We start from the raw sequence: 19,490 nt of genomic DNA, 5'->3' as shown, positions 1-19,490 counted from the left end.
AGGGTTATGGATGGAACCTATTTTACAAGTCAAAGATTTGCATGTTTCGTTTTTTGTTAAAGGCGGAGAAGTGCAAGCTGTCCGTGGTATGAATTTTGAAATTGGCAAAGGTGAAACGGTTGCCATCGTCGGTGAGTCCGGCAGCGGTAAGAGTGTAACTGCACAATCGATTATGCGGTTGATCCCTTCCCCACCCTCAAAAGTGAAAAAGGGAGAGATTATTTTCCAAGGACAAAATCTGCTAGACAAAAGCATGAAAGAAATGGAATCCATTCGCGGTAAAGATATTGGCATGATTTTTCAAGACCCGATGACTTCTTTGAACCCAACCATCAAAGTGGGCAAACAGATCACTGAAGTTTTGATTAAACATCAGAAAATGTCAGCGGCCGAAGCGAAAAAGCAAGGTATTGAGATGCTCAAATTAGTTGGCATCTCAAATGCTGAGGCTCGCTTTAACCAATATCCCCACGAGTTTTCAGGCGGTATGCGCCAGCGTGTAATGATTGCAATCGCGCTAGCCTGCCGTCCGGCTTTACTCATAGCGGACGAGCCTACAACGGCTCTTGACGTAACCATTCAGGCGCAGATCATGGAAGTTATGAGAGAGATGCAGCAAAAACTAGGTACCTCCATCATTTTGATTACCCATGATCTTGGCGTCGTTGCCGGTATGTGTGATCGGGTTATTGTAATGTATGCAGGTGAAGTTGTGGAGACCGGAACAAGATGGGAAATCTTTAAGAATCCACAGCATCCATATACCAAAGGTCTGCTGCGCTCAATGCCGCGTCTGGACCAAAAGAAAGGCGAGCCGCTTATTCCGATCATCGGCACACCGCCGGATCTGATCAAGCCGCCGATCGGATGTCCGTTCACCGCGCGTTGCAATGAAGCAATGCATGTTTGCGAACAAATCGATCCCGGCGCCACAGAATTCAGCGAAACGCATATGGCGCGTTGCTGGAATCTGCATTCGATGGCCAAGGAGGTGCAGTACTCTTGAGTAAGAACCTAATAGAGGTAGAAGGTCTTAAGAAATATTTTAATGTAGGTCAAGGCAAGGTTCTTAAGGCTGTTGATAATATTAACTTCTCCATACGTGAAGGCGAGACGCTTGGAATGGTAGGAGAATCCGGTTGTGGTAAGACTACTGCTGGACGTACAATTCTTCGCTTGTATGAGCCAACTGCCGGAAGTGTGAAATATAATGGTACAGACATTTATAAATTGCCTTCTAACAAAATGAAAGCAATGCGCCGTGACATGCAGATGATTTTCCAAGATCCGTACGCATCACTTAACCCGCGTTTTACGGTTTCGGATATCATCGGCGAGGCTCTGGACATTCACGGAATGGCTGGTAGCCGTGCAGAACGTAAAAAACGGATCGAAGAGCTGCTCGATATGGTTGGTCTTAACCATGATCACGCTACTCGTTATCCGCATGAATTCTCTGGTGGACAACGCCAACGTATTGGGATTGCCCGTTCGTTAGCGGTAAATCCTAAGTTCATCGTTTGTGATGAGCCGATTTCCGCACTTGACGTATCCATCCAGGCTCAGGTCGTAAACTTGCTTAAAGAATTGCAAGATCGTCTGGGACTAACTTATCTTTTCATAGCGCATGATCTGTCCATGGTTAAACATATCAGTGATCGCGTAGCAGTTATGTACTTGGGTAAAATGGTAGAATTGGCGGAAAGTGAAGAGCTTTATGCAAATCCTATCCATCCTTATACTAAATCTCTCTTGTCAGCTATTCCAATTCCGGATCCGGAAATTGAAGTGAACAAGAAACGTATTCACTTGCATGATGAGCTTGGTAGTCCTATTTATTCTGCTAACGAAAAGAGCAATGATAGTGACTTTGAATTAGTAGAAGTATCCAAAGGACACTGGGTAAGCAAAAAATTCGCTTAAATCTATAGCGAGTATTAGACAGGCGGGAGCGTTATGCTCTCGCCTCTTGTATGTAGTGGGGATATTTAATAATCATTTTAAAGGAAAAGAAAATAAAACGGCTGCTCTTGCATTGCTTTTTTGCAGGTATGTAATTCTTTTGACGCGGCCCCTGACTTTGGATACAATCATATAGAGTTTACGAACTTGGATTTACATATAACTGCTCAGTAGAACTGGAGGCACTAGCAAATGAATATTGTTAAGGAACCGCTCCCGGGTGGATCTGCACTCGCGCGCGACTATATAGAAAATTTTGAGAAGGTTAGTCATTTGTATGGTGGGGATTTCCGAAGTAAAGAGAGTAGAAGCATTCGGGCAGAATGGCTGGATCGTAGTGAGGGTCTCCGTGCGGACCGGACACAAGTTGCTGCATGTCTGCGACAATATAATGAAAAGCATAACTCACATGATGCAGTGATGGCTTCGCTGGCGCTTTTGGAACAGCCGGGAACATTAGTGGTTACTGGTGGGCAGCAAAGCGGACTTTTTACAGGACCACTGCTTGTAGTATATAAAGCAATGACAACCATTATGGCGGCAAAAGAAGCAGCAGAACAGCTCGGTCGGCCTGTAGTCCCATTATTCTGGATTGCAGGAGAGGATCATGACTGGGACGAAGTGAATCATACGTATGTATTGAATCGTACGCAAGAGATTACAAAGATTAAGATAGAAAAATCAGAGGAGAAACGCTCCTCGGTGAGTAATATTCACGTAGAAGAGGAAAGCTGGCAGCAAGTAGTGGAGCAGCTGGATGCGCTACTTCAAGATAGTGACTTTAAATCGCAAATCATGGAATTTATTCGATCTTCTTCATTTAGATCAGACAGTATGACGGATGCTTTTGCCAAGCTGATGGGTTCTTTATTTGGTAAATTCGGTCTGATCCTGCTTGATTCTGCTGATCCTAACCTTCGTAAGGTAGAAGAGCCTTTCTTCACTTCGCTAATTATGCAGAATGATGCACTGGAAACAGCGTACATGAATTCTGCTTCTGATATCGTAAACGCAGGATATGAGCTTCAAGCTGACGTTACGGCAGGCAATGCCAACCTCTTTTATATACATGAAGGTGTACGATTATTGCTTCATAAGAAAGATGGCAATTTTTCCGATCGCAAGGGCCAGGTATCGTTCACCCGTGATGAACTACTGGAGGAAGTGAAGGTTTATCCGGAACGATTCAGTAACAACGTGCTGACACGTCCGCTTATGCAGGATTATGTGTTGCCGGTTCTAGCTACGGTGCTAGGTCAAGGTGAGATTGCTTATTGGGCCATTCCGCATCATGCGTTTGAGACCATTGGAGGACAAATGCCCCTGATCATCCCGAGAATGTCTTTCACAGTGGTGGAAGGTACGCTTCATAAGCATATGGATAAATATCAACTAAGCTTTGAGGATGTAAGACAGGGTTTAGATCGTAAAAGACATGAGTGGTTGGCTGCACAGGATGAGCTGGGGATTGAACAACGTTTCGAAGAAACTAAAGCTACTTTCTCCGCCATGTACGAACCACTGATTGAGCAGCTTGGAACCATTCAGGCAGGTCTGCTAAAACTAGGGAATAACAATAAAGATAAGATTTTAGATCAGATTACTTTTTTACAAGCGAAAGCTCAAGATGCAATGGCAAAACAGAATGAAGCTGCAATCCGTCAATGGGAGCGAATCGAGCTGTCGTTAATGCCACTGGGTAAACTGCAAGAAAGAGTGTACAATATCATGTATTACTTGAACCGCTACGGACTTCCATGGTTAGATGAGCTGATGGCTATTGAACCTGATTATAGTGGGACGCATCGCATCATTTATATGTAGAGAAGTATTGCTCCATAAAACAAAGTGTATGCTTACGAAGTAAGTTTTGTACGAAGTAGATTCAAGAAGTAATGCTCACAAAACTTTTAGGAGGTTTCATTATGAGTTCATCAAAACAAAATAGTATCGTGGCGGATATGTCACTCGCATCCGAAGGTCATTTGAAAATCGACTGGGTTCGTCAACATATGCCGGTATTGAACCGTATCCGTGAGCAGTTCGAAGCTGAACAGCCGTTCAAAGGACTGAAAGTCTCCATTACGCTTCATTTGGAAGCTAAAACCGCTTATCTGGCGAAGGTAGTCAAAGCAGGCGGTGCAGAAGTAACCATTACTGGATCCAATCCACTTTCTACACAGGATGATGTATGTGCGGCGCTTGTAGAGGACGGAATTACCGTATTTGCTAAATACAACCCTTCTCCTGAAGAGTTCAAAGCCCTTAATATCAAGGCGCTGGAAAGCAAACCGGATTTGATTATTGATGATGGTGGGGATTTTGCTACCTTGCTACATTCGGAGCGTCCTGATCTAATGGAGAATATTCGTGGGGGTGCTGAAGAAACAACAACCGGCATCATTCGTCTAAAAGCTCTTCAAAAGCAAGGTGTGTTGAAGTTCCCAATGGTCGCAGTAAATGATGCTTATTGCAAATATTTGTTTGATAACCGCTATGGCACAGGCCAATCCGCATGGGATGGAATTATTCGGACGACCAACCTGATCGTTGCTGGCAAAACTGTAGTTGTTGTCGGATACGGCTGGTGCGGTAAAGGTGTTGCTATGCGTGCCAAAGGGTTGGGCGCAAAAGTGGTTGTGACAGAAGTGGATGCTATTAAAGCCGTTGAAGCACATATGGATGGTTTCGAAGTTATGCCTATGCTGGAAGCTGCTAAGGTTGGTGATTTCTTCGTTACAGTAACGGGTAACCGTTATGTCATTCGCGGTGAACATTATGATGTGATGAAGGATGGCGCAATCATGTGCAATGCAGGCCATTTCGACGTTGAAGTGAATAAGCCTGAATTGTCTGAAAGATCCATATCTCAGCGTACTGTTCGGAAAAATATCGAAGAGTACCAGCTTCGCGACGGACGTAAACTATATCTGCTTGCAGAAGGCAGACTTGTAAATCTGGGTGCTGCGGATGGACACCCTGCCGAAATTATGGATACGACTTTTGCGTTACAAGCACTGTCGTTGAAATATGTTAATGATAATTATAAGAGCATAGGCGTAAAAGTTGAGAATGTTCCTTATGAGCTCGATGAGCAGGTAGCACGCTACAAGCTGCAAAGTCTGGGCATTAACATTGATAGCCTGACTTCAGCACAAGTGGATTATTTGGACAGCTGGAATCTGAACGATTAATTACGGAATGCACAACAATAAAGTATATTAACCAAGAGTACCTTGAACTGAAGCAACTTTTGTAAAATATAAGAGAGTATAAGTTTTACGCTATACATTATCCTTATATTTCTCGCATAGACGCTTCGTTGTCCTTATAAGGAAGACGAAGGCGTTAATGCTTGAAAAGCCATGCAGCGGACAGGATTCCGATTGCATGGCTTTTTTTATGTGGCGAATTGTGAATTGGGTAATGATCTATTTGATTTAGCAAAAAATTCCTTTCGCCAGAAAAAGGTTTTTGATTTTTAATGGCGAATCTATTATGCTTAAGTGGTGAAAAGTGGGGTAAAGTGGGGATTCGGGGATTAGGGGTGGGGAAAAGGATGTTCATGGGAGAGTATCAACACAGCATTGACGACAAAGGCCGAATTATTATTCCGGCTAAACTCCGTGAATTGCTTGGAACCTCCTTTGTGACGACCCGTGGTCTAGACTCCTGTCTATTTGTTTATCCCATGGAAGAATGGGCAATCATGGAACAAAAGCTAAAAAGCCTTTCACTGATGAAATCAGATGCCCGTGCATTCAGTCGCTTTTTTTTCTCAGGCGCAACAGAATGTGTATGGGATAAGCAGGGAAGGGTAAATCTGCCGGCCAATTTAAGGCAGTATGCCAAACTGGACAAAGACTGTGTTATTCTGGGCGTTTCGAACCGGGTGGAAATCTGGAACAAAGAGCTATGGGAGCAGTACTTCGAACAGTCCGAGGAATCGTTCAACGAAATTGCCGAAAAATTGGTGGATTTCAATTTTGATCTATAAAAACACAATATCGAATACTGTCCTGGAGGGATGCAGCTTGTTTCACCACATCACGGTGCTTAAAGAAGAAGCGACAGAAGGGCTGCACATCAAAAAAGACGGAATCTATGTAGATTGCACTCTCGGTGGAGCAGGCCACAGCGCACTAATCGCTTCCAAACTTAGCGGCGAAGGCCGATTAATCTGTTTGGATCAAGATGATTGGGCTCTGGAGAACGCAAAAGAAAGACTAGCTGAATACGGAGATAAGGTTGTACTCATTAAGACCAATTTCCGTGATCTGGAGAGTGTACTTAAGGATGTGCCCTTTGTACCACAAAAAGATGGCATTCCCCAAGTGGATGGAGTCCTCTTTGATCTTGGCGTATCCTCTCCCCAGTTTGATGAGGGAGAACGCGGATTTAGTTACAATCATGATGCTCCGCTGGACATGCGGATGGATCAGACAGCGCTATTAACGGCTGCTGATATTGTGAATACGTGGTCTGAGCAGGAGATTGCCCGTGTGCTTTTCCAATATGGAGAAGAGAAGTTCTCGCGGAGAATCGCTAAGAAAATTGTAGACAGAAGAGAAGAAAGTCCTGTGGAGACCACAGGAGAATTAGCTGAGCTTATCAAGGAAGGTATTCCGGCGGCTGCACGAAGAACGGGAGGACATCCCGCTAAACGCAGCTTTCAAGGTTTACGGATTGCTGTAAACGACGAGTTGGGTGCTTTTGAAGAAGGATTACATAGCGCAGTACGTTGCCTTGCACCAGAAGGTAGAGTATCCGTTATCACTTTTCATTCGCTCGAGGACCGAATTTGCAAGCAAATACTAAGCAGCTATTTAAGCAGATGTACATGCCCGCCTGACTTTCCGTTTTGTGTATGCGGCGCGAAAGGCACGCTTAAGTTAATCAACCGCAAACCGCTTGTGCCTTCTGAGGAAGAGCTTGAGCTTAATACTCGAGCCCGCTCAGCTAAGCTGCGCATTGCAGAAAAATTGTAATTGACGATAAAGGAGAGTCAGAGATGGCCTATACCCGCGGCAATTTAGCAGTTCAGCCCAAAAGAAAAGAAGAAGTAAACCCCCTTTACCGCGAGAAGACAAAAGTAGTTACCAAACGAAGAGTACTTCCGCTGCAAGAGAAACTTTTGTATATGCTGACGCTAGGAGTATGCGTTTTAGTGGCTATCACCCTGATTTCACGTTACGTTCACATTTATGATTTGAACTTGCAGGCTCAGAAATTAGATAAGGATATAGCGACCGCTAAGAAGCAAATTTCCACGTATGAGATGGAGAAGCAGAATTTGGAGCAGAAGGTTGCCCAAAAGGCAAAGGATCTTGGATATGTAGCACCGGATGAAAATGCTACCATCTTTATTCCGGCGAATCCGATATCGACAGAAGGCGATAATTAGTGAGCGATTGGCAAGATCGCAATAAAAAAATTGTGAGGTTCGCTTATGGTAAAGAGAATAAAACTTCGCACGCTGTTTATAGGAGGGTGTATTACCCTCTTTTTTCTTGTTTTGATAGCTAGAGTCTTCTGGATTCAAGTTATGGAGGGTTCAGAATGGCAAGAAAAGGCTGCTACACTTTGGGCGCACACTTCGACTATCAAAGCCGAGCGAGGAACGATTTCTGACCGTAATGGGAGTGTGCTCGCAAGTGATGTCCCTGCTTATACTGTAGTTGTAAACCCGGCAGTCATTGCTGAAAAGGGAATTGGTGATGAGGTCGTCAAGGGATTGCATGAGCTACTTGGCAAGCCAGAAGATGAGCTGCGGAAGCTGATTGAGGCTAAAGGCGAGGATGGCAAATACCTCAAGAATCGTGAAATTCGTAATGAAGGCTGGAAGATTGATCAGGAACTTGCTGATAAGGTGAAAGAGTTTTATGTAGCCCTGGGTAAAGAGCATAAAATTCAAGAAACCGGGATTGGTCTGGTTAGAGAGCAGAAACGATATTACCCTAAGGGTTCGCTTGCTGCACATATATTAGGCTACACAGATCGGGATGGCAAGGCGATTATGGGTCTGGAAAAGTCCCTGGATGCACAGCTTAAGGGTGCTGATGGCAAGCTGCTTTATCAAAGTGACGGTCAAGGGGTTAAGCTGCCGGATTCAAAAGATACCTATAAACCTGTAGTAAATGGCAGTAATTTCAAGCTTACCATCGACAGTACGATCCAGCAATATATACAAGCGGCCATGGAAAAGGCATATGCGCAATATAAGCCGAAAAGTATGAGTGTCATTGCCGCTGATCCGAATACGATGGAGATTTTGGGGATGGCGAATATGCCCACCTTTGATCCTAATAAGTATATGGATACGGGTGCTGATGCAGCGGGTTTCTACAACCATGCTATCAAATCAACTTATGAACCTGGTTCCACCTTCAAGATTGTTACACTTGCAGCAGCTGTAGAAGAGAAGCTTTTTGATCCCGTAGCAACATTTCTGTCAGGATCTATCAGAATTAAGGGCTACAGTAAGGCATTGCATGATATTAATCGTTCCGGTTGGGGGCAAATCAGCTTCCTGGAAGGTGTGAAGCGGTCTAGTAACGTTCTTTTTGTAAAACTTTATGAAATGCTCGGACAAGATAGACTTTTACAGTATATTGATGATTTTGGCTTTAATGGGAAGACAGGAATCGATTTGCCAGGGGAAGCCAGTGGGGTCGTTAACCCTAACCTTGGACGTCCTATCGAAATTGCTACACTCGCATATGGGCATGGTAAAGTGCTAGTTACCCCACTTCAACAATTGGTTGCTGTATCTGCGATCGCCAATGGCGGGAAACTGATGACTCCATATGTGGTAAAAGAGGTTACGGACCCAAACACCGGAAATACTAAGGTTACTCAGCCTAGTGTAGTGCGTCAGGTGATTGATGAGGCAAGTGCCAAGCAAACAGGTGAATACTTGGAGCAGGTAGTTGCCGACCAAGTCAAAGGGACAGGACGGAACGCTCACATTGAAGGTTACCGTGTGGCGGGGAAGACAGGAACGGCTATTAAGGTTGAAGGTAAGGACTACGTGAAGTCCAAAGTATTGGTCTCCTTTATTGGTTATGCGCCTGTGAATGATCCGAAAATCGCTGTTATTGTTATTATTGATGAACCGAACGTTGAGGTTGGCGGCGGTAAAGCTGCAGCTCCTGTATTTAAAGAAATCGTATCGCAGTCACTGCAATACATGGGGGTTCCTAAATTAGCAACTGAAACTAGTGATAAGGACAGTAAAAAAACAGTTAAATCGGATGCACCTGTGCTCCGAACTACACCTGATCTGACGGGGAAAACGATGAAGGAAGCAAGAGAAACGCTTCTGGATCAAGGCTTTGATTTTGCTGTTGTCGGTGAAGAAGCTTCTGTGGAAACCCAATATCCAGAGGCTGGAACGAAGCTTTCTCCTGGCCAGCGTATATACCTGTTAAGCAAGCAAGGGGACAAGCCTACTATTCCCAATTTGCAAGGAGAGTCGCTGCGCGATGCTCTTGAGGTTTTAACCCTTCTAAAAGTGGAGATAGCGGTAGAAGGCGAAGGATATGTGTCCGAGCAGATTGAAGGAACAAAAAATGGAAAACCACTACTTACATTAAAGCTGAAACCATTCAATGATAATAGTGAAGATGTTCCGGCAACTTCGTCTGCTGATGAGGGTACGGAATCGCAGAGTGGGCCATAGGCTTGTTCTAACCCCAGTTTGTCCCGAATAGTCATGAAGATAAGAGCTCATGTCTATAGGTGAAAGCGGGGGAGAACGGAATGAAGGTTTCGAAGGTCGTAACACGGCGGAGAATGCTATGGACGCTGCTGGGACTGGCAGTGTTATTCGGTTCGCTGGTCGTACGTCTTGCTTACGTGCAATTATCCCAAGGCGAGAAATTAAGTGACAAGGTAGAAGATTCCTTGCGCCGGAATATTCCTTTTACAGCCAAGCGTGGTGAAATTTTGGATCGTGAAGGTATACCGCTGGCCTATAATATCAGTACGCCTACGGTTTATGCGGTGCCTGTGCAGGTGAAGGAGAAGCAAAAGACAGCGCAGCAATTGGCGCCTCTGCTTGGGATGACCGAGGAGAAGCTGATGAGCTTGCTGACTAAAAAATCAATGTCGGTGAAACTACAGCCCGGCGGCCGCAAAATTACGATGGAACTTGCCGCGAGCATCCGTGATTTGCAGTTGCCGGGCATCGTTGTCGCTGAGGATAGCAAAAGATATTATCCTTACGGCGATCTTGCCGCGCATATACTAGGCTTTACAGGTATTGATAACCAAGGGATTACCGGCGTCGAGAACATTTACGATAATTTACTTAAAGGAATAGCAGGCAATATTTCGTATTTGTCTGACGCAGGTGGAAGACTCATGCCTGGATCATCGGAGAAGTATTCTGCCCCTCAGGATGGGCTTAATCTGCAATTGACGATTGATAAACAGATTCAATCCATTATGGAACGTGAGCTGGATCAAGCTATGGTGAAATATCAGGCGCAGGGCGCTTGGGCTATAGCGATGAATCCGAAGAATGGTGAAATTCTGGCCATGGCAAGTAGACCGGGTTATGAACCGGGTCTATATAAGGAATATGATCCGCAGATCTATAATCGGAATTTGCCCATTTGGATGACCTACGAGCCTGGTTCGACGTTCAAAATCATCACACTTGCTGCAGCATTGCAAGAAGGTAAGGTAGACCTGCAAAACGATCATTTCTATGATCCTGGGTTTATCGAAGTGGCGGGTGCGAAGCTGCGCTGTTGGAAAAAAGGCGGCCATGGCAGCCAGACCTTCCTTCAGGTGGTTGAGAACTCCTGTAACCCTGGTTTTGTTGCTCTTGGGCAACGGCTGGGCAAAGAAACACTCTTCAAATATATTCGTGATTTTGGTTTCGGCAGCAAAACGGGAATTGATCTAAACGGAGAATCTAATGGGATTCTGTTCAAGCTTAGTCAAGTAGGTCCGGTAGAGCTTTCAACTACGGCCTTTGGCCAAGGGGTCTCGGTTACACCTATTCAGCAGATTGCTGCGGTGTCCGCGGCTATCAATGGTGGTAATCTCTATAAACCACATGTAACAAAGTCATGGGTTAATCCGGAAACGGGAGAGACGGTATCAGAGGTGAAGCCTGAGCTTGTGCGGCAGGTGATTTCGGAGGAGACATCCAAGAAGGTGCGGGCAGCACTTGAGAGCGTGGTTGCCAAAGGCACGGGACGGCCGGCTTTTATCGACGGCTATCGTGTAGGTGGCAAGACGGGTACTGCACAGAAGGTTGTAAATGGACGTTATTCTCCGACAGAGCATATTGTTTCTTTTATTGGCTTTGCGCCGGCGGATGATCCACAGATCGTTGTCTACACTGCAGTGGATAACCCGAAAGGGATTCAATTTGGGGGTGTAGTTGCAGCTCCAATCGTGCAAAATATTTTGGAAGACTCGCTGCACTATATGAAGGTTCCTGAGCGCAGTGATCAGCTTCCAAAAACCTATAAATACGGTGAAACTCCGATTGTGACCGTGCCTGACCTTACAGGTGCAACCGTACAAGATATCTATGAGGATTTAAATATGAATTTTAATCTGGCGCGTTCAGGCTCTGGCAATACGGTCATCAATCAGGCTCCGAAAGCTGGGGCAAGAGTAGAACAGGGCTCAACCATCAGGATTTATATGGGAGCTTCTAGTGAATAATGATAAAGATATAAGGGTTCAGTTTGTATCCGAAAATGTAGAGTGAGGGATTACTATGAAAGTTAATGAATTATCTGCTTGTCTTGCTACTTCGCGTCTATACGGGGACGGGGAGGTGGAGATTACTGATCTTCAGATTGATTCCCGCCGTGTAAGTCCGGGTGATCTGTTTATCTGTTTACCGGGTCACACCGTAGACGGACATAAATTTGCGCCGCAAGCCGTAGCCTCTGGAGCATCTGCTATCGTATGTGAGCATAAGCTAGAGCTTGATATTCCACAGATCGTTGTGGATGACTGCCGTTTTGCGATGTCTGTCATGTCGAATGCCTTCTTTGGCTCACCTAGCAGCCGAATGAGAATGATCGGGGTTACGGGTACAAATGGGAAGACAACTACGACTTATCTTATTGAGCGAATTATGCAAGACCAGAATATGAAGACGGGTCTGATTGGGACCATTCAAATGCGCTATGACGGCAAAAGCTACCCTATGTCAGGGACCACTCCAGAATCACTAGATCTGCAGCGCTCGCTTCATGATATGGCCTCCAAAGGTGTGGAATGTTGCGTAATGGAAGTCTCCTCCCATGCGCTTCAGCAAGGACGTGTGAAGGGTGCAGACTTCCGTACAGCAATATTTACGAACTTAACCCAGGATCATCTGGATTATCATCATACAATGGAGGAGTATCGGGCGGTTAAAGGTCTATTCTTCTCTAGACTAGGAAATGTGATCTCTCCTTGGAAAGAAGAACGCAAATATGCGGTGCTTAATGCTGATGATGAGGCGAGCCACTATTTTGCAACCCAAACTGCAGCGGAAGTGATTACATATGGCATTGATAACAACGCTAATGTCCGAGCTTCGCAAATCTCGATCACTGCAAAAGGAACTTTTTTTCATGTAGATACGTTTAAGGGTGAGACGGACATTTCACTTCGTATGGTTGGTAAATTCAATGTCTATAATGCACTTGCGGCGATTACGGCAGCGTTGTTGGAAGATGTGTCACTGTCAGATATCAAGACTAGTCTTGAAGCGATTGATGGTGTAGCTGGACGGGTGGAGTCAGTAGATGAGGGGCAAGACTATGCCGTTATCGTTGACTATGCACATACACCAGACGGGCTGGAAAATGTATTAAAAACAGTCTGCGAATTTGCTACAGGTAAAGTGCTTACTGTGTTTGGCTGTGGAGGAGATAGAGACCGCACGAAACGACCTTTGATGGGTAAGATTGCCGCAAAATATAGCGACATGGTATTCATAACCTCTGACAACCCTCGGACGGAGGACCCTGAGCTCATTCTGAAGGATATAGAAGCAGGGCTAGTAGAGGATGGAGTCACCTCTGACCAGTATCATATGATTGTTGATCGCCGAGAAGCCATTGGGAAGGCTATTGAAATGGCAAGCTCTGGCGATGTAGTATTGATTGCGGGGAAAGGTCATGAGACCTACCAACTGATTGGCGGAGTGGTTCACGATTTCGATGACCGCATCGTCGCTAAAGAAGTTATAAGGGGTCGAATCTATTGATTACAAGAACACTAGGACAAATTGCTGTGATGTGCGCAGGTGAAGTTCCTGCTGCTGAAACTGTGAATATAACTGTTACGGGCGTCGTTACTGACTCCCGTAAGATAACTACAGGTTGCCTGTTTGTTCCTCTAACGGGAGACAAATTCGACGGTCATCATTATGCAGCTACAGCGATTGCTGACGGTGCTGCTGGGACCTTATGGCAGCGTAATAAAGGTCCTGCACCTGAGGGTGGCGGAGTCATTATTGTTGAAGATACGCTACAGGCGCTTCAGAAGCTGTCCGCTTCGTATTTAAATGAGGTCGCTCCGAAGGTTGTCGCTGTTACGGGGAGTAATGGCAAAACTACGACAAAAGATATCATTATGGCCATGCTCGAAATGCAGTACAAGGTGCACAAGACAGAGGGAAACTTCAATAATCATATTGGTCTTCCGCTCACGATTCTATCCATGGCTGAGGATACAGAGATTGCAGTGCTTGAAATGGGTATGAGCTCGCGGGGAGAAATTGCTCTGCTGGCTTCTTTGGCTGCACCAGATGTTGCAGTCATTACTAATATAGGTGAGTCGCATCTGCTGCAACTGGGATCCCGCAAAGAAATCGCCCGTGCCAAGCTGGAAATCGTCGAAGGGCTAAAGCCAGGGGGATTGCTAATTTATAACGGTGATGAACCGCTGCTGACTGAGGTAATGCAAGAGTCCGCTTTTGAGGCTCCGGAGGGGATGGTGTCCTTCCGTTTCGGCCTGAACGGAGATAATGATGATTATCCGACAGGGATGATGTCCCATAATGGTGGTATGACGTTTACGTCAAGCCTTCATAAGGAACATGCTTTTACATTACCGCTGCCAGGCCAGCATAACGTTGTCAACGCGTTGGCTGCACTAGCGGTTGCTCGCCATTTTGGAGTTACAGAACAAAATGTAGAGAATGGGTTAAGTAAGCTAAAGTTGACAGGTATGCGGATTGAAGTGATTCAAACTTCTTCCGGGCTTACCCTTTTGAATGATGCTTATAATGCCAGTCCGACTTCTATGAAGGCGGCCATTGATGTGCTTCAAACTATGAAATGCAGTGGCAAAAAAATCGCAGTACTGGGGGACATGCTGGAACTTGGGCCGGATGAAATAGAGTTTCATAAAGAAATTGGCTACTACCTAGACCCCGCAGTGACTGATTTTGTATATACCTATGGCCCATTGTCAGTCCATATTGCAGAAGCTGCAAAGGAAAGATTCGGAAACGAGCGTGTGCTGGCTTTTACGGATAAGTCAGAATTAACAGCCGTCCTTATCGAGAAAAGCAGCTCCAAGGATATTGTACTATTCAAAGGATCCAGAGGGATGAGGCTTGAGGAAGTTCTTCAGAGCCTGAGTAAAGAGATTAAAGAGACCTAAATAAATGGAGGGGGTGTACCCATGGATTATCAACTATTGTTATTGACTATTGCTGTTTCCTTTATCCTTGCGGTCATTGCCGCTCCGCTCTTCATTCCGCTACTGCGCAGGATGAAATTCGGACAGCAGGTGCGAGATGACGGACCGCAATCCCATTTAAAGAAAGCGGGAACGCCGACGATGGGCGGTATCGTAATCATCGTGGCTTTTACATTGGCTTATCTGAAATTTTCTGTGGTGAATAACGATTTCTACGTACTACTAGTGGCTACGCTTGGTTTTGGACTGATCGGATTTTTGGATGATTATATCAAAATCGTATTCAAGCGTTCTTTGGGCCTTACGGCGCGTCAAAAATTGTTCGGGCAGCTGTTGGTAGGTGCTGTGATGTGCGGTCTGCTGATTTCTGCAGGACATAGCACAAGCATCAGCGTTCCGGGTACTGATTTCAGCTTTGATTGGGGCGGCTTTTTCTACTATCCGTTCATTATTATTATGATGATGGCCGTAACGAATGCTGTTAACTTTACCGATGGAGTAGATGGTTTGCTGTCTGGTGTAAGTGCTATTGCATTGGCAGCTTATGCTGTTGTAGCGATGCAGGCTACGTCAATTGCAGCTGGAGTGTGTGCAGCGGCTATGATCGGGGCCGTTCTTGGATTTCTGGTCTTTAATGCCCATCCTGCTAAGGTATTCATGGGAGATACCGGTTCATTTGGTATTGGCGGTGCGATAGGTGCGATTGCTATTGTCACAAAGAGCGAACTGCTGTTTTTAATTATTGGCGGTGTGTTTGTGGTGGAAATGTTATCAGTCGTGATACAGGTGGTTTCTTTCAAAACCCGTGGCAAACGTGTATTTAGAATGAGCCCGATTCACCATCATTTTGAACTTGGTGGCTGGTCGGAATGGCGTGTGGTAATTTCGTTCTGGGCGGTAAGCTTGATATTAGCTGCTGTTGGACTATTTATTAGCAAGGGGTTGTAGCAAATGAAACATCCAGATATGTACCGTGGTGAAGAAGTTGTTGTGCTTGGACTCGCAAAAAGCGGTGTCCAGGTTGCTAAAGTGCTGCATGATCGAGGCGCTGTAGTTACGGTGAACGATAAAAAGGAAAGAGATCAAAGTCCCGAAGCTTCCGAATTGGAATCTTTGGGAATTTGTGTTATAAGCGGTGGGCATCCGGATGGACTGATTCATGAAGGCGTAAGTCTGGTCATTAAGAATCCAGGCATTCCTTATTCTGCACCTCCTGTACAAAAGGCTCTTGAGCTTGGCATTGAAGTAGTTACAGAGGTAGAGGTTGCATACCGTCTTTGTGCAGCGCCGATAATTGGCATCACGGGATCCAATGGCAAGACGACAACGACGACCTGGGTAGGTCAAATGCTGGAAGCTGCAGGTATGAATCCGATTGTTGCAGGTAACATTGGCACGCCTCTCTGTGAGGCGGCGCAAGAAGCTACAGAGGATAACTGGATGGTGGTCGAACTCAGCAGCTTCCAGCTCAAAGGTACGGAGACTTTCCGCCCCAAAATAGGTTGTTTGTTGAATATTGCGGAGACCCACCTGGATTATCATGGCAGCATGAAGGATTATGTCGATTCCAAATCAAAGCTGTTCGCCAATCAAGTAGCTACGGATACGGCTGTGCTGAACTGGGACGATCCTTTTTGCCGGGAACTGGTACCATATGTGAAGGCTTCGATTCTCCCATTCTCTAGGTCTGAGGAGCTGACCTACGGCGTATTTGTTAGCCCGTCCTATATTACAGGTCAAGATGACGATCTGATGCGTCGCATTATCTATCGCAATTCTGCAGGCCAAGAAACAATCATTGCTGATGTAGATTCCATTAGCCTTCCGGGGCGTTTCAATGTGGAGAATGCACTTGCTGCATGTGGAATTGCCATCGCTGCTGGAGCAGACCCCTCTTTATTGGGTGATGTGCTTGCTTCATTTCGCGGTGTGGAGCACCGGCTGGAGTATGTAGCTGATAAGGCTGGAGTCACTTATTATAATAACTCCAAAGCAACTAACTCCAAAGCGACGATTATGGCACTAACATCCTTCCAGCGTCCCGTAGTGCTGATCGCTGGTGGATTAGATCGTGGCTCCGATTATATGGAGCTGCTGCCAGTCCTGAGCGGCCGAGTCAAAGCGATAGTGGCGTTAGGGGAGACTAGGGACAAGCTAACAAATGTAGCACAGTTGGCAGGATTAAAGCAGATTATCTCCGTCGATAATGGGGAGAGTGCCGCTGCCGTGCTTGAGCAAGCTGTTCAGGAAGCTTCCGCTCTGGCGGAAGAAGGAGATGTTGTTCTTTTGTCTCCTGCCTGTGCAAGCTGGGATATGTTTACATCCTATGAAGAGCGCGGGTGTATTTTTAAAGAGGCGGTGCATAACCTTTAAGTAGGGGGGTGGATAAGCCCCATCCCTACTACGGATGCAAGAGGTGTGCTCCTGATGAACAAAACTCGTCATGCTCCCGATATTTGGTTGCTGATTCCTATTCTATCTTTGCTGGTGATCGGCATGGTGATGGTATACAGCGCCGGGTCCGTTCTGGGCTTCCGCAATTATGGAGATTCGTTTTACTTTGTAAAAAGACAGCTTTTGTTTGCAGGACTAGGCCTAGTCGCAATGTTCGTTACGGCGAATACCGATTACAGGGTGCTGAAAAAGCTGGCTAAGCCGGCACTTCTAATCTGCTTTTTCTTACTTGTTATTGTGCTTATCCCGGGTATTGGTGTAGTACGCGGGGGAGCGCGCAGCTGGCTAGGAATTAGCTCCTTCGGGATCCAGCCTTCTGAATTCATGAAGATGGGGATGATTCTATTCTTAGCCAATTGGCTAGGAAAAGAGGAATACGACATCACTTCCTTCACACGCGGCCTGCTCCCACCGCTTGCGCTCATTGGGTCAGCCTTCGCGTTGATCATGCTCCAGCCGGATTTGGGTACAGGTACTGTCATGTTTGGTGCAGCCTTGATGATGGTTTTTACAGCAGGGGCTAGAATGAAGCATTTACTTTCCCTTGGAGTAGCTGGTGCGGCAGGGTTTGTTGCTTTGATTGCAGCAGCGCCTTACCGGTTGCAGCGGATTACCGCTTTTCTTGATCCATGGTCCGACCCCCTTGGTGCAGGTTACCAGATCATTCAGTCGCTATATGCGATCGGTCCTGGGGGGCTCGGTGGTCTTGGATTAGGAATGAGTCGGCAGAAGTACAGTTATGTGCCTGAGCCACAAACAGATTTTATTTTTTCTATATTGGCCGAGGAGCTGGGGTTTATCGGTGGTTTGGCTGTGTTGATCCTATTTCTTATTCTAATCTGGCGCGGGATGAAGGTGGCGATGAGTCTGCCTGACCGTTTTGGAAGCTATCTGGCCGTTGGCATCGTCTGTATGGTGGCTGTGCAAGTCATTATTAATATTGGTGTTGTTATTGGTCTAATGCCTGTAACGGGCATCACGCTTCCTCTGATTAGCTATGGCGGATCTTCACTTACATTAATGCTAACATCCCTTGGCATTCTATTGAACTTATCCCGTTTTGCGAGGTGAAAGAGATGCGTATCGTATTAAGCGGCGGAGGCACGGGTGGACATATCTATCCTGCGGTCGCTGTTGCTAGGCAAATGGAGTTGGAAGATAGCAAATCTACCTTCCTGTATATTGGTGGAACGCGCGGCTTAGAGAGCAAGCTTGTTCCTCAAGAGAATATCCCTTTCAAATCTATTGACATCACTGGTTTTCGGCGCAAGCTATCCATAGACAATGTCAAGACCGTGATGCGTTTCTTGAAGGGTGTTAAGGCATCCAAAGAAATGCTAAGAGAATTCAAACCAGATGTTGTGATTGGAACAGGCGGTTATGTGTGTGGTCCAGTCGTTTATGCTGCATCCCGGTTGGGCATCCCTACTTTGATCCATGAACAAAATGCCATACCAGGTCTGACCAATCGCTTTCTGAGTCGGTATGCGAGTACAGTTGCCGTAAGCTTTGAAGGAACAGAGTCCTCTTTTCCGGGCAGCAAAAATGTGATCTATACTGGTAATCCACGTGCTACAACAGTTACTACAGCAAGCCCACAACGTGGATTCGCATCGCTGGGGATTTCGGATGGCAGTACAGTGGTTTTGGTGGTTGGTGGCAGTCAGGGGGCTAAGGCTATTAATAGAGCCATGATTGAAATGGCCCCTAAAGTGGGTAAGGGTAATGGTGTTCATTATGTGTATGTTACAGGTGAACCCTATTTCGAAGAGACACGGGCGGAATTACGTCAAAAGCTGGGTAGCTTACCAAACTGGTTGCATGTCCTTCCTTATGTTCATAATATGCCAGAGGTGTTGGCTTGTACCTCCTTGATCGTTAATCGGGCGGGAGCATCTTTTCTCGCTGAGATTACAGCGCTGGGTATTCCCTCTGTACTTATTCCATCTCCTAATGTGACGAATAACCATCAGGAGGCGAATGCAAGACAGTTGGAACGTGAAGGTGCTGCTGTGGTACTGCTTGAGAAAGATTTAAACGGCACGGCTCTATTTGAGGCGGTTCAAAAAATCATCGGAACTGAAGCCGTGCGTGAGGAGATGTCAGAGGCCTCCAAACGACTTGGTAAAAGAGATTCTGCGGCAGTAATCACAAGCGAGCTCCGAAGACTTGCAGGTAAGAAGTCTTAAGATATCATCGTTTTGCATACGGGTTTTCCTTATTGGCAGCTCTCTGTCACACACTTGGAGGAACGAACATAGGATAATCCTATAATCGTGACAATCACCCAGGACACTTCCAAACCTGAGATGTAGTGCAGGATATTCTTGAAATATAAGAAAGTATAAGTTTCACGTTATACATCATCCTTATATTTCTCGCTTAAACGCCTATCGTCCTTA

The 19,490-nt window shown here is 45.8% G+C and carries 15 protein-coding genes; all 15 read left to right on the top strand.

The window, feature by feature from the left end; translation table 11 throughout:
• Positions 1-10 precede the first annotated feature (10 nt).
• Positions 11-1,006, top strand: a complete 996-nt coding sequence (locus tag ACN6KS_RS23110) for an ABC transporter ATP-binding protein (protein WP_094870344.1) — start codon at positions 11-13, stop codon at positions 1,004-1,006.
• Positions 1,003-1,923 carry an ABC transporter ATP-binding protein gene (locus ACN6KS_RS23105; RefSeq protein ID WP_042190873.1) on the top strand — a complete coding sequence of 307 codons (921 nt, stop codon included), beginning with the start codon at positions 1,003-1,005 and terminating at the stop codon, positions 1,921-1,923. The genes ACN6KS_RS23110 and ACN6KS_RS23105 overlap by 4 nt, the downstream gene beginning before the upstream one ends.
• Positions 1,924-2,154: 231 nt before the next feature.
• Positions 2,155-3,786, top strand: a complete 1,632-nt coding sequence (gene bshC / locus ACN6KS_RS23100) for a bacillithiol biosynthesis cysteine-adding enzyme BshC (RefSeq protein WP_440960598.1) — start codon at positions 2,155-2,157, stop codon at positions 3,784-3,786.
• Positions 3,787-3,884: 98 nt separating this feature from the next.
• The gene (locus tag ACN6KS_RS23095; RefSeq protein WP_280786820.1) at positions 3,885-5,156 is read left to right on the top strand and encodes an adenosylhomocysteinase; all 1,272 of its coding nucleotides are present in this window, start codon (positions 3,885-3,887) and stop codon (positions 5,154-5,156) included.
• Between the two features lie 365 nt (positions 5,157-5,521).
• Positions 5,522-5,959 (top strand): division/cell wall cluster transcriptional repressor MraZ, encoded by a 438-nt coding sequence (mraZ, locus tag ACN6KS_RS23090; RefSeq protein ID WP_036683674.1) that lies wholly within the window; start codon positions 5,522-5,524, stop codon positions 5,957-5,959.
• A gap of 37 nt (positions 5,960-5,996) precedes the next feature.
• On the top strand, positions 5,997-6,950 hold the full coding sequence (gene rsmH, locus ACN6KS_RS23085) for a 16S rRNA (cytosine(1402)-N(4))-methyltransferase RsmH (RefSeq protein ID WP_042190866.1): 954 nt from the start codon (positions 5,997-5,999) through the stop codon (positions 6,948-6,950).
• Between the two features lie 23 nt (positions 6,951-6,973).
• Positions 6,974-7,366 carry a septum formation initiator family protein gene (locus ACN6KS_RS23080; RefSeq protein WP_094873081.1) on the top strand — a complete coding sequence of 131 codons (393 nt, stop codon included), beginning with the start codon at positions 6,974-6,976 and terminating at the stop codon, positions 7,364-7,366.
• A gap of 45 nt (positions 7,367-7,411) precedes the next feature.
• Positions 7,412-9,643 carry a penicillin-binding transpeptidase domain-containing protein gene (locus ACN6KS_RS23075; protein WP_440960597.1) on the top strand — a complete coding sequence of 744 codons (2,232 nt, stop codon included), beginning with the start codon at positions 7,412-7,414 and terminating at the stop codon, positions 9,641-9,643.
• 80 nt (positions 9,644-9,723) lie between these two features.
• Positions 9,724-11,649, top strand: a complete 1,926-nt coding sequence (locus ACN6KS_RS23070; protein ID WP_076284763.1) for a stage V sporulation protein D — start codon at positions 9,724-9,726, stop codon at positions 11,647-11,649.
• 55 nt (positions 11,650-11,704) lie between these two features.
• A complete protein-coding gene (locus tag ACN6KS_RS23065) occupies positions 11,705-13,192 on the top strand; it encodes a UDP-N-acetylmuramoyl-L-alanyl-D-glutamate--2,6-diaminopimelate ligase (RefSeq protein WP_440960596.1) in 1,488 nt (495 codons plus the stop codon).
• On the top strand, positions 13,189-14,595 hold the full coding sequence (locus ACN6KS_RS23060; RefSeq protein ID WP_341135481.1) for a UDP-N-acetylmuramoyl-tripeptide--D-alanyl-D-alanine ligase: 1,407 nt from the start codon (positions 13,189-13,191) through the stop codon (positions 14,593-14,595). The genes ACN6KS_RS23065 and ACN6KS_RS23060 overlap by 4 nt, the downstream gene beginning before the upstream one ends.
• A gap of 21 nt (positions 14,596-14,616) precedes the next feature.
• Complete coding sequence (gene mraY / locus ACN6KS_RS23055; RefSeq protein WP_042190854.1) at positions 14,617-15,582, top strand: phospho-N-acetylmuramoyl-pentapeptide-transferase; 966 nt, start codon at positions 14,617-14,619, stop codon at positions 15,580-15,582.
• A gap of 3 nt (positions 15,583-15,585) precedes the next feature.
• Positions 15,586-17,007 (top strand): UDP-N-acetylmuramoyl-L-alanine--D-glutamate ligase, encoded by a 1,422-nt coding sequence (gene murD, locus ACN6KS_RS23050; protein WP_094873075.1) that lies wholly within the window; start codon positions 15,586-15,588, stop codon positions 17,005-17,007.
• Between the two features lie 54 nt (positions 17,008-17,061).
• Positions 17,062-18,159, top strand: coding sequence for a stage V sporulation protein E (spoVE, locus tag ACN6KS_RS23045; RefSeq protein ID WP_042130238.1), 1,098 nt, complete (start codon positions 17,062-17,064; stop codon positions 18,157-18,159).
• A gap of 5 nt (positions 18,160-18,164) precedes the next feature.
• Positions 18,165-19,277 (top strand): undecaprenyldiphospho-muramoylpentapeptide beta-N-acetylglucosaminyltransferase, encoded by a 1,113-nt coding sequence (murG, locus tag ACN6KS_RS23040; RefSeq protein WP_440960595.1) that lies wholly within the window; start codon positions 18,165-18,167, stop codon positions 19,275-19,277.
• Positions 19,278-19,490 lie beyond the last annotated feature (213 nt).

It is taken from the genome of Paenibacillus nitricinens (genome assembly GCF_052056485.1).
Lineage (GTDB): Bacteria > Bacillota > Bacilli > Paenibacillales > Paenibacillaceae > Paenibacillus_AQ > Paenibacillus_AQ nitricinens.
The sequence above is the reverse complement of the archived record's forward strand: the minus strand, read 5'-3'. Positions and strand labels throughout refer to the sequence as shown.

Excerpts from the sequence above, each read along its gene's own strand:
- ACN6KS_RS23110 (WP_094870344.1), top strand. The coding sequence starts at position 11 with ATGGAACCTATTTTACAAGTCAAAGATTTGCATGTTTCGTTTTTTGTT.
- bshC (WP_440960598.1), top strand. The coding sequence starts at position 2,155 with ATGAATATTGTTAAGGAACCGCTCCCGGGTGGATCTGCACTCGCGCGC.
- mraZ (WP_036683674.1), top strand. The coding sequence starts at position 5,522 with ATGTTCATGGGAGAGTATCAACACAGCATTGACGACAAAGGCCGAATT.
- ACN6KS_RS23080 (WP_094873081.1), top strand. The coding sequence starts at position 6,974 with ATGGCCTATACCCGCGGCAATTTAGCAGTTCAGCCCAAAAGAAAAGAA.
- ACN6KS_RS23075 (WP_440960597.1), top strand. The coding sequence starts at position 7,412 with ATGGTAAAGAGAATAAAACTTCGCACGCTGTTTATAGGAGGGTGTATT.
- ACN6KS_RS23070 (WP_076284763.1), top strand. The coding sequence starts at position 9,724 with ATGAAGGTTTCGAAGGTCGTAACACGGCGGAGAATGCTATGGACGCTG.
- ACN6KS_RS23065 (WP_440960596.1), top strand. The coding sequence starts at position 11,705 with ATGAAAGTTAATGAATTATCTGCTTGTCTTGCTACTTCGCGTCTATAC.
- mraY (WP_042190854.1), top strand. The coding sequence starts at position 14,617 with ATGGATTATCAACTATTGTTATTGACTATTGCTGTTTCCTTTATCCTT.
- murD (WP_094873075.1), top strand. The coding sequence starts at position 15,586 with ATGAAACATCCAGATATGTACCGTGGTGAAGAAGTTGTTGTGCTTGGA.
- spoVE (WP_042130238.1), top strand. The coding sequence starts at position 17,062 with ATGAACAAAACTCGTCATGCTCCCGATATTTGGTTGCTGATTCCTATT.
- murG (WP_440960595.1), top strand. The coding sequence starts at position 18,165 with ATGCGTATCGTATTAAGCGGCGGAGGCACGGGTGGACATATCTATCCT.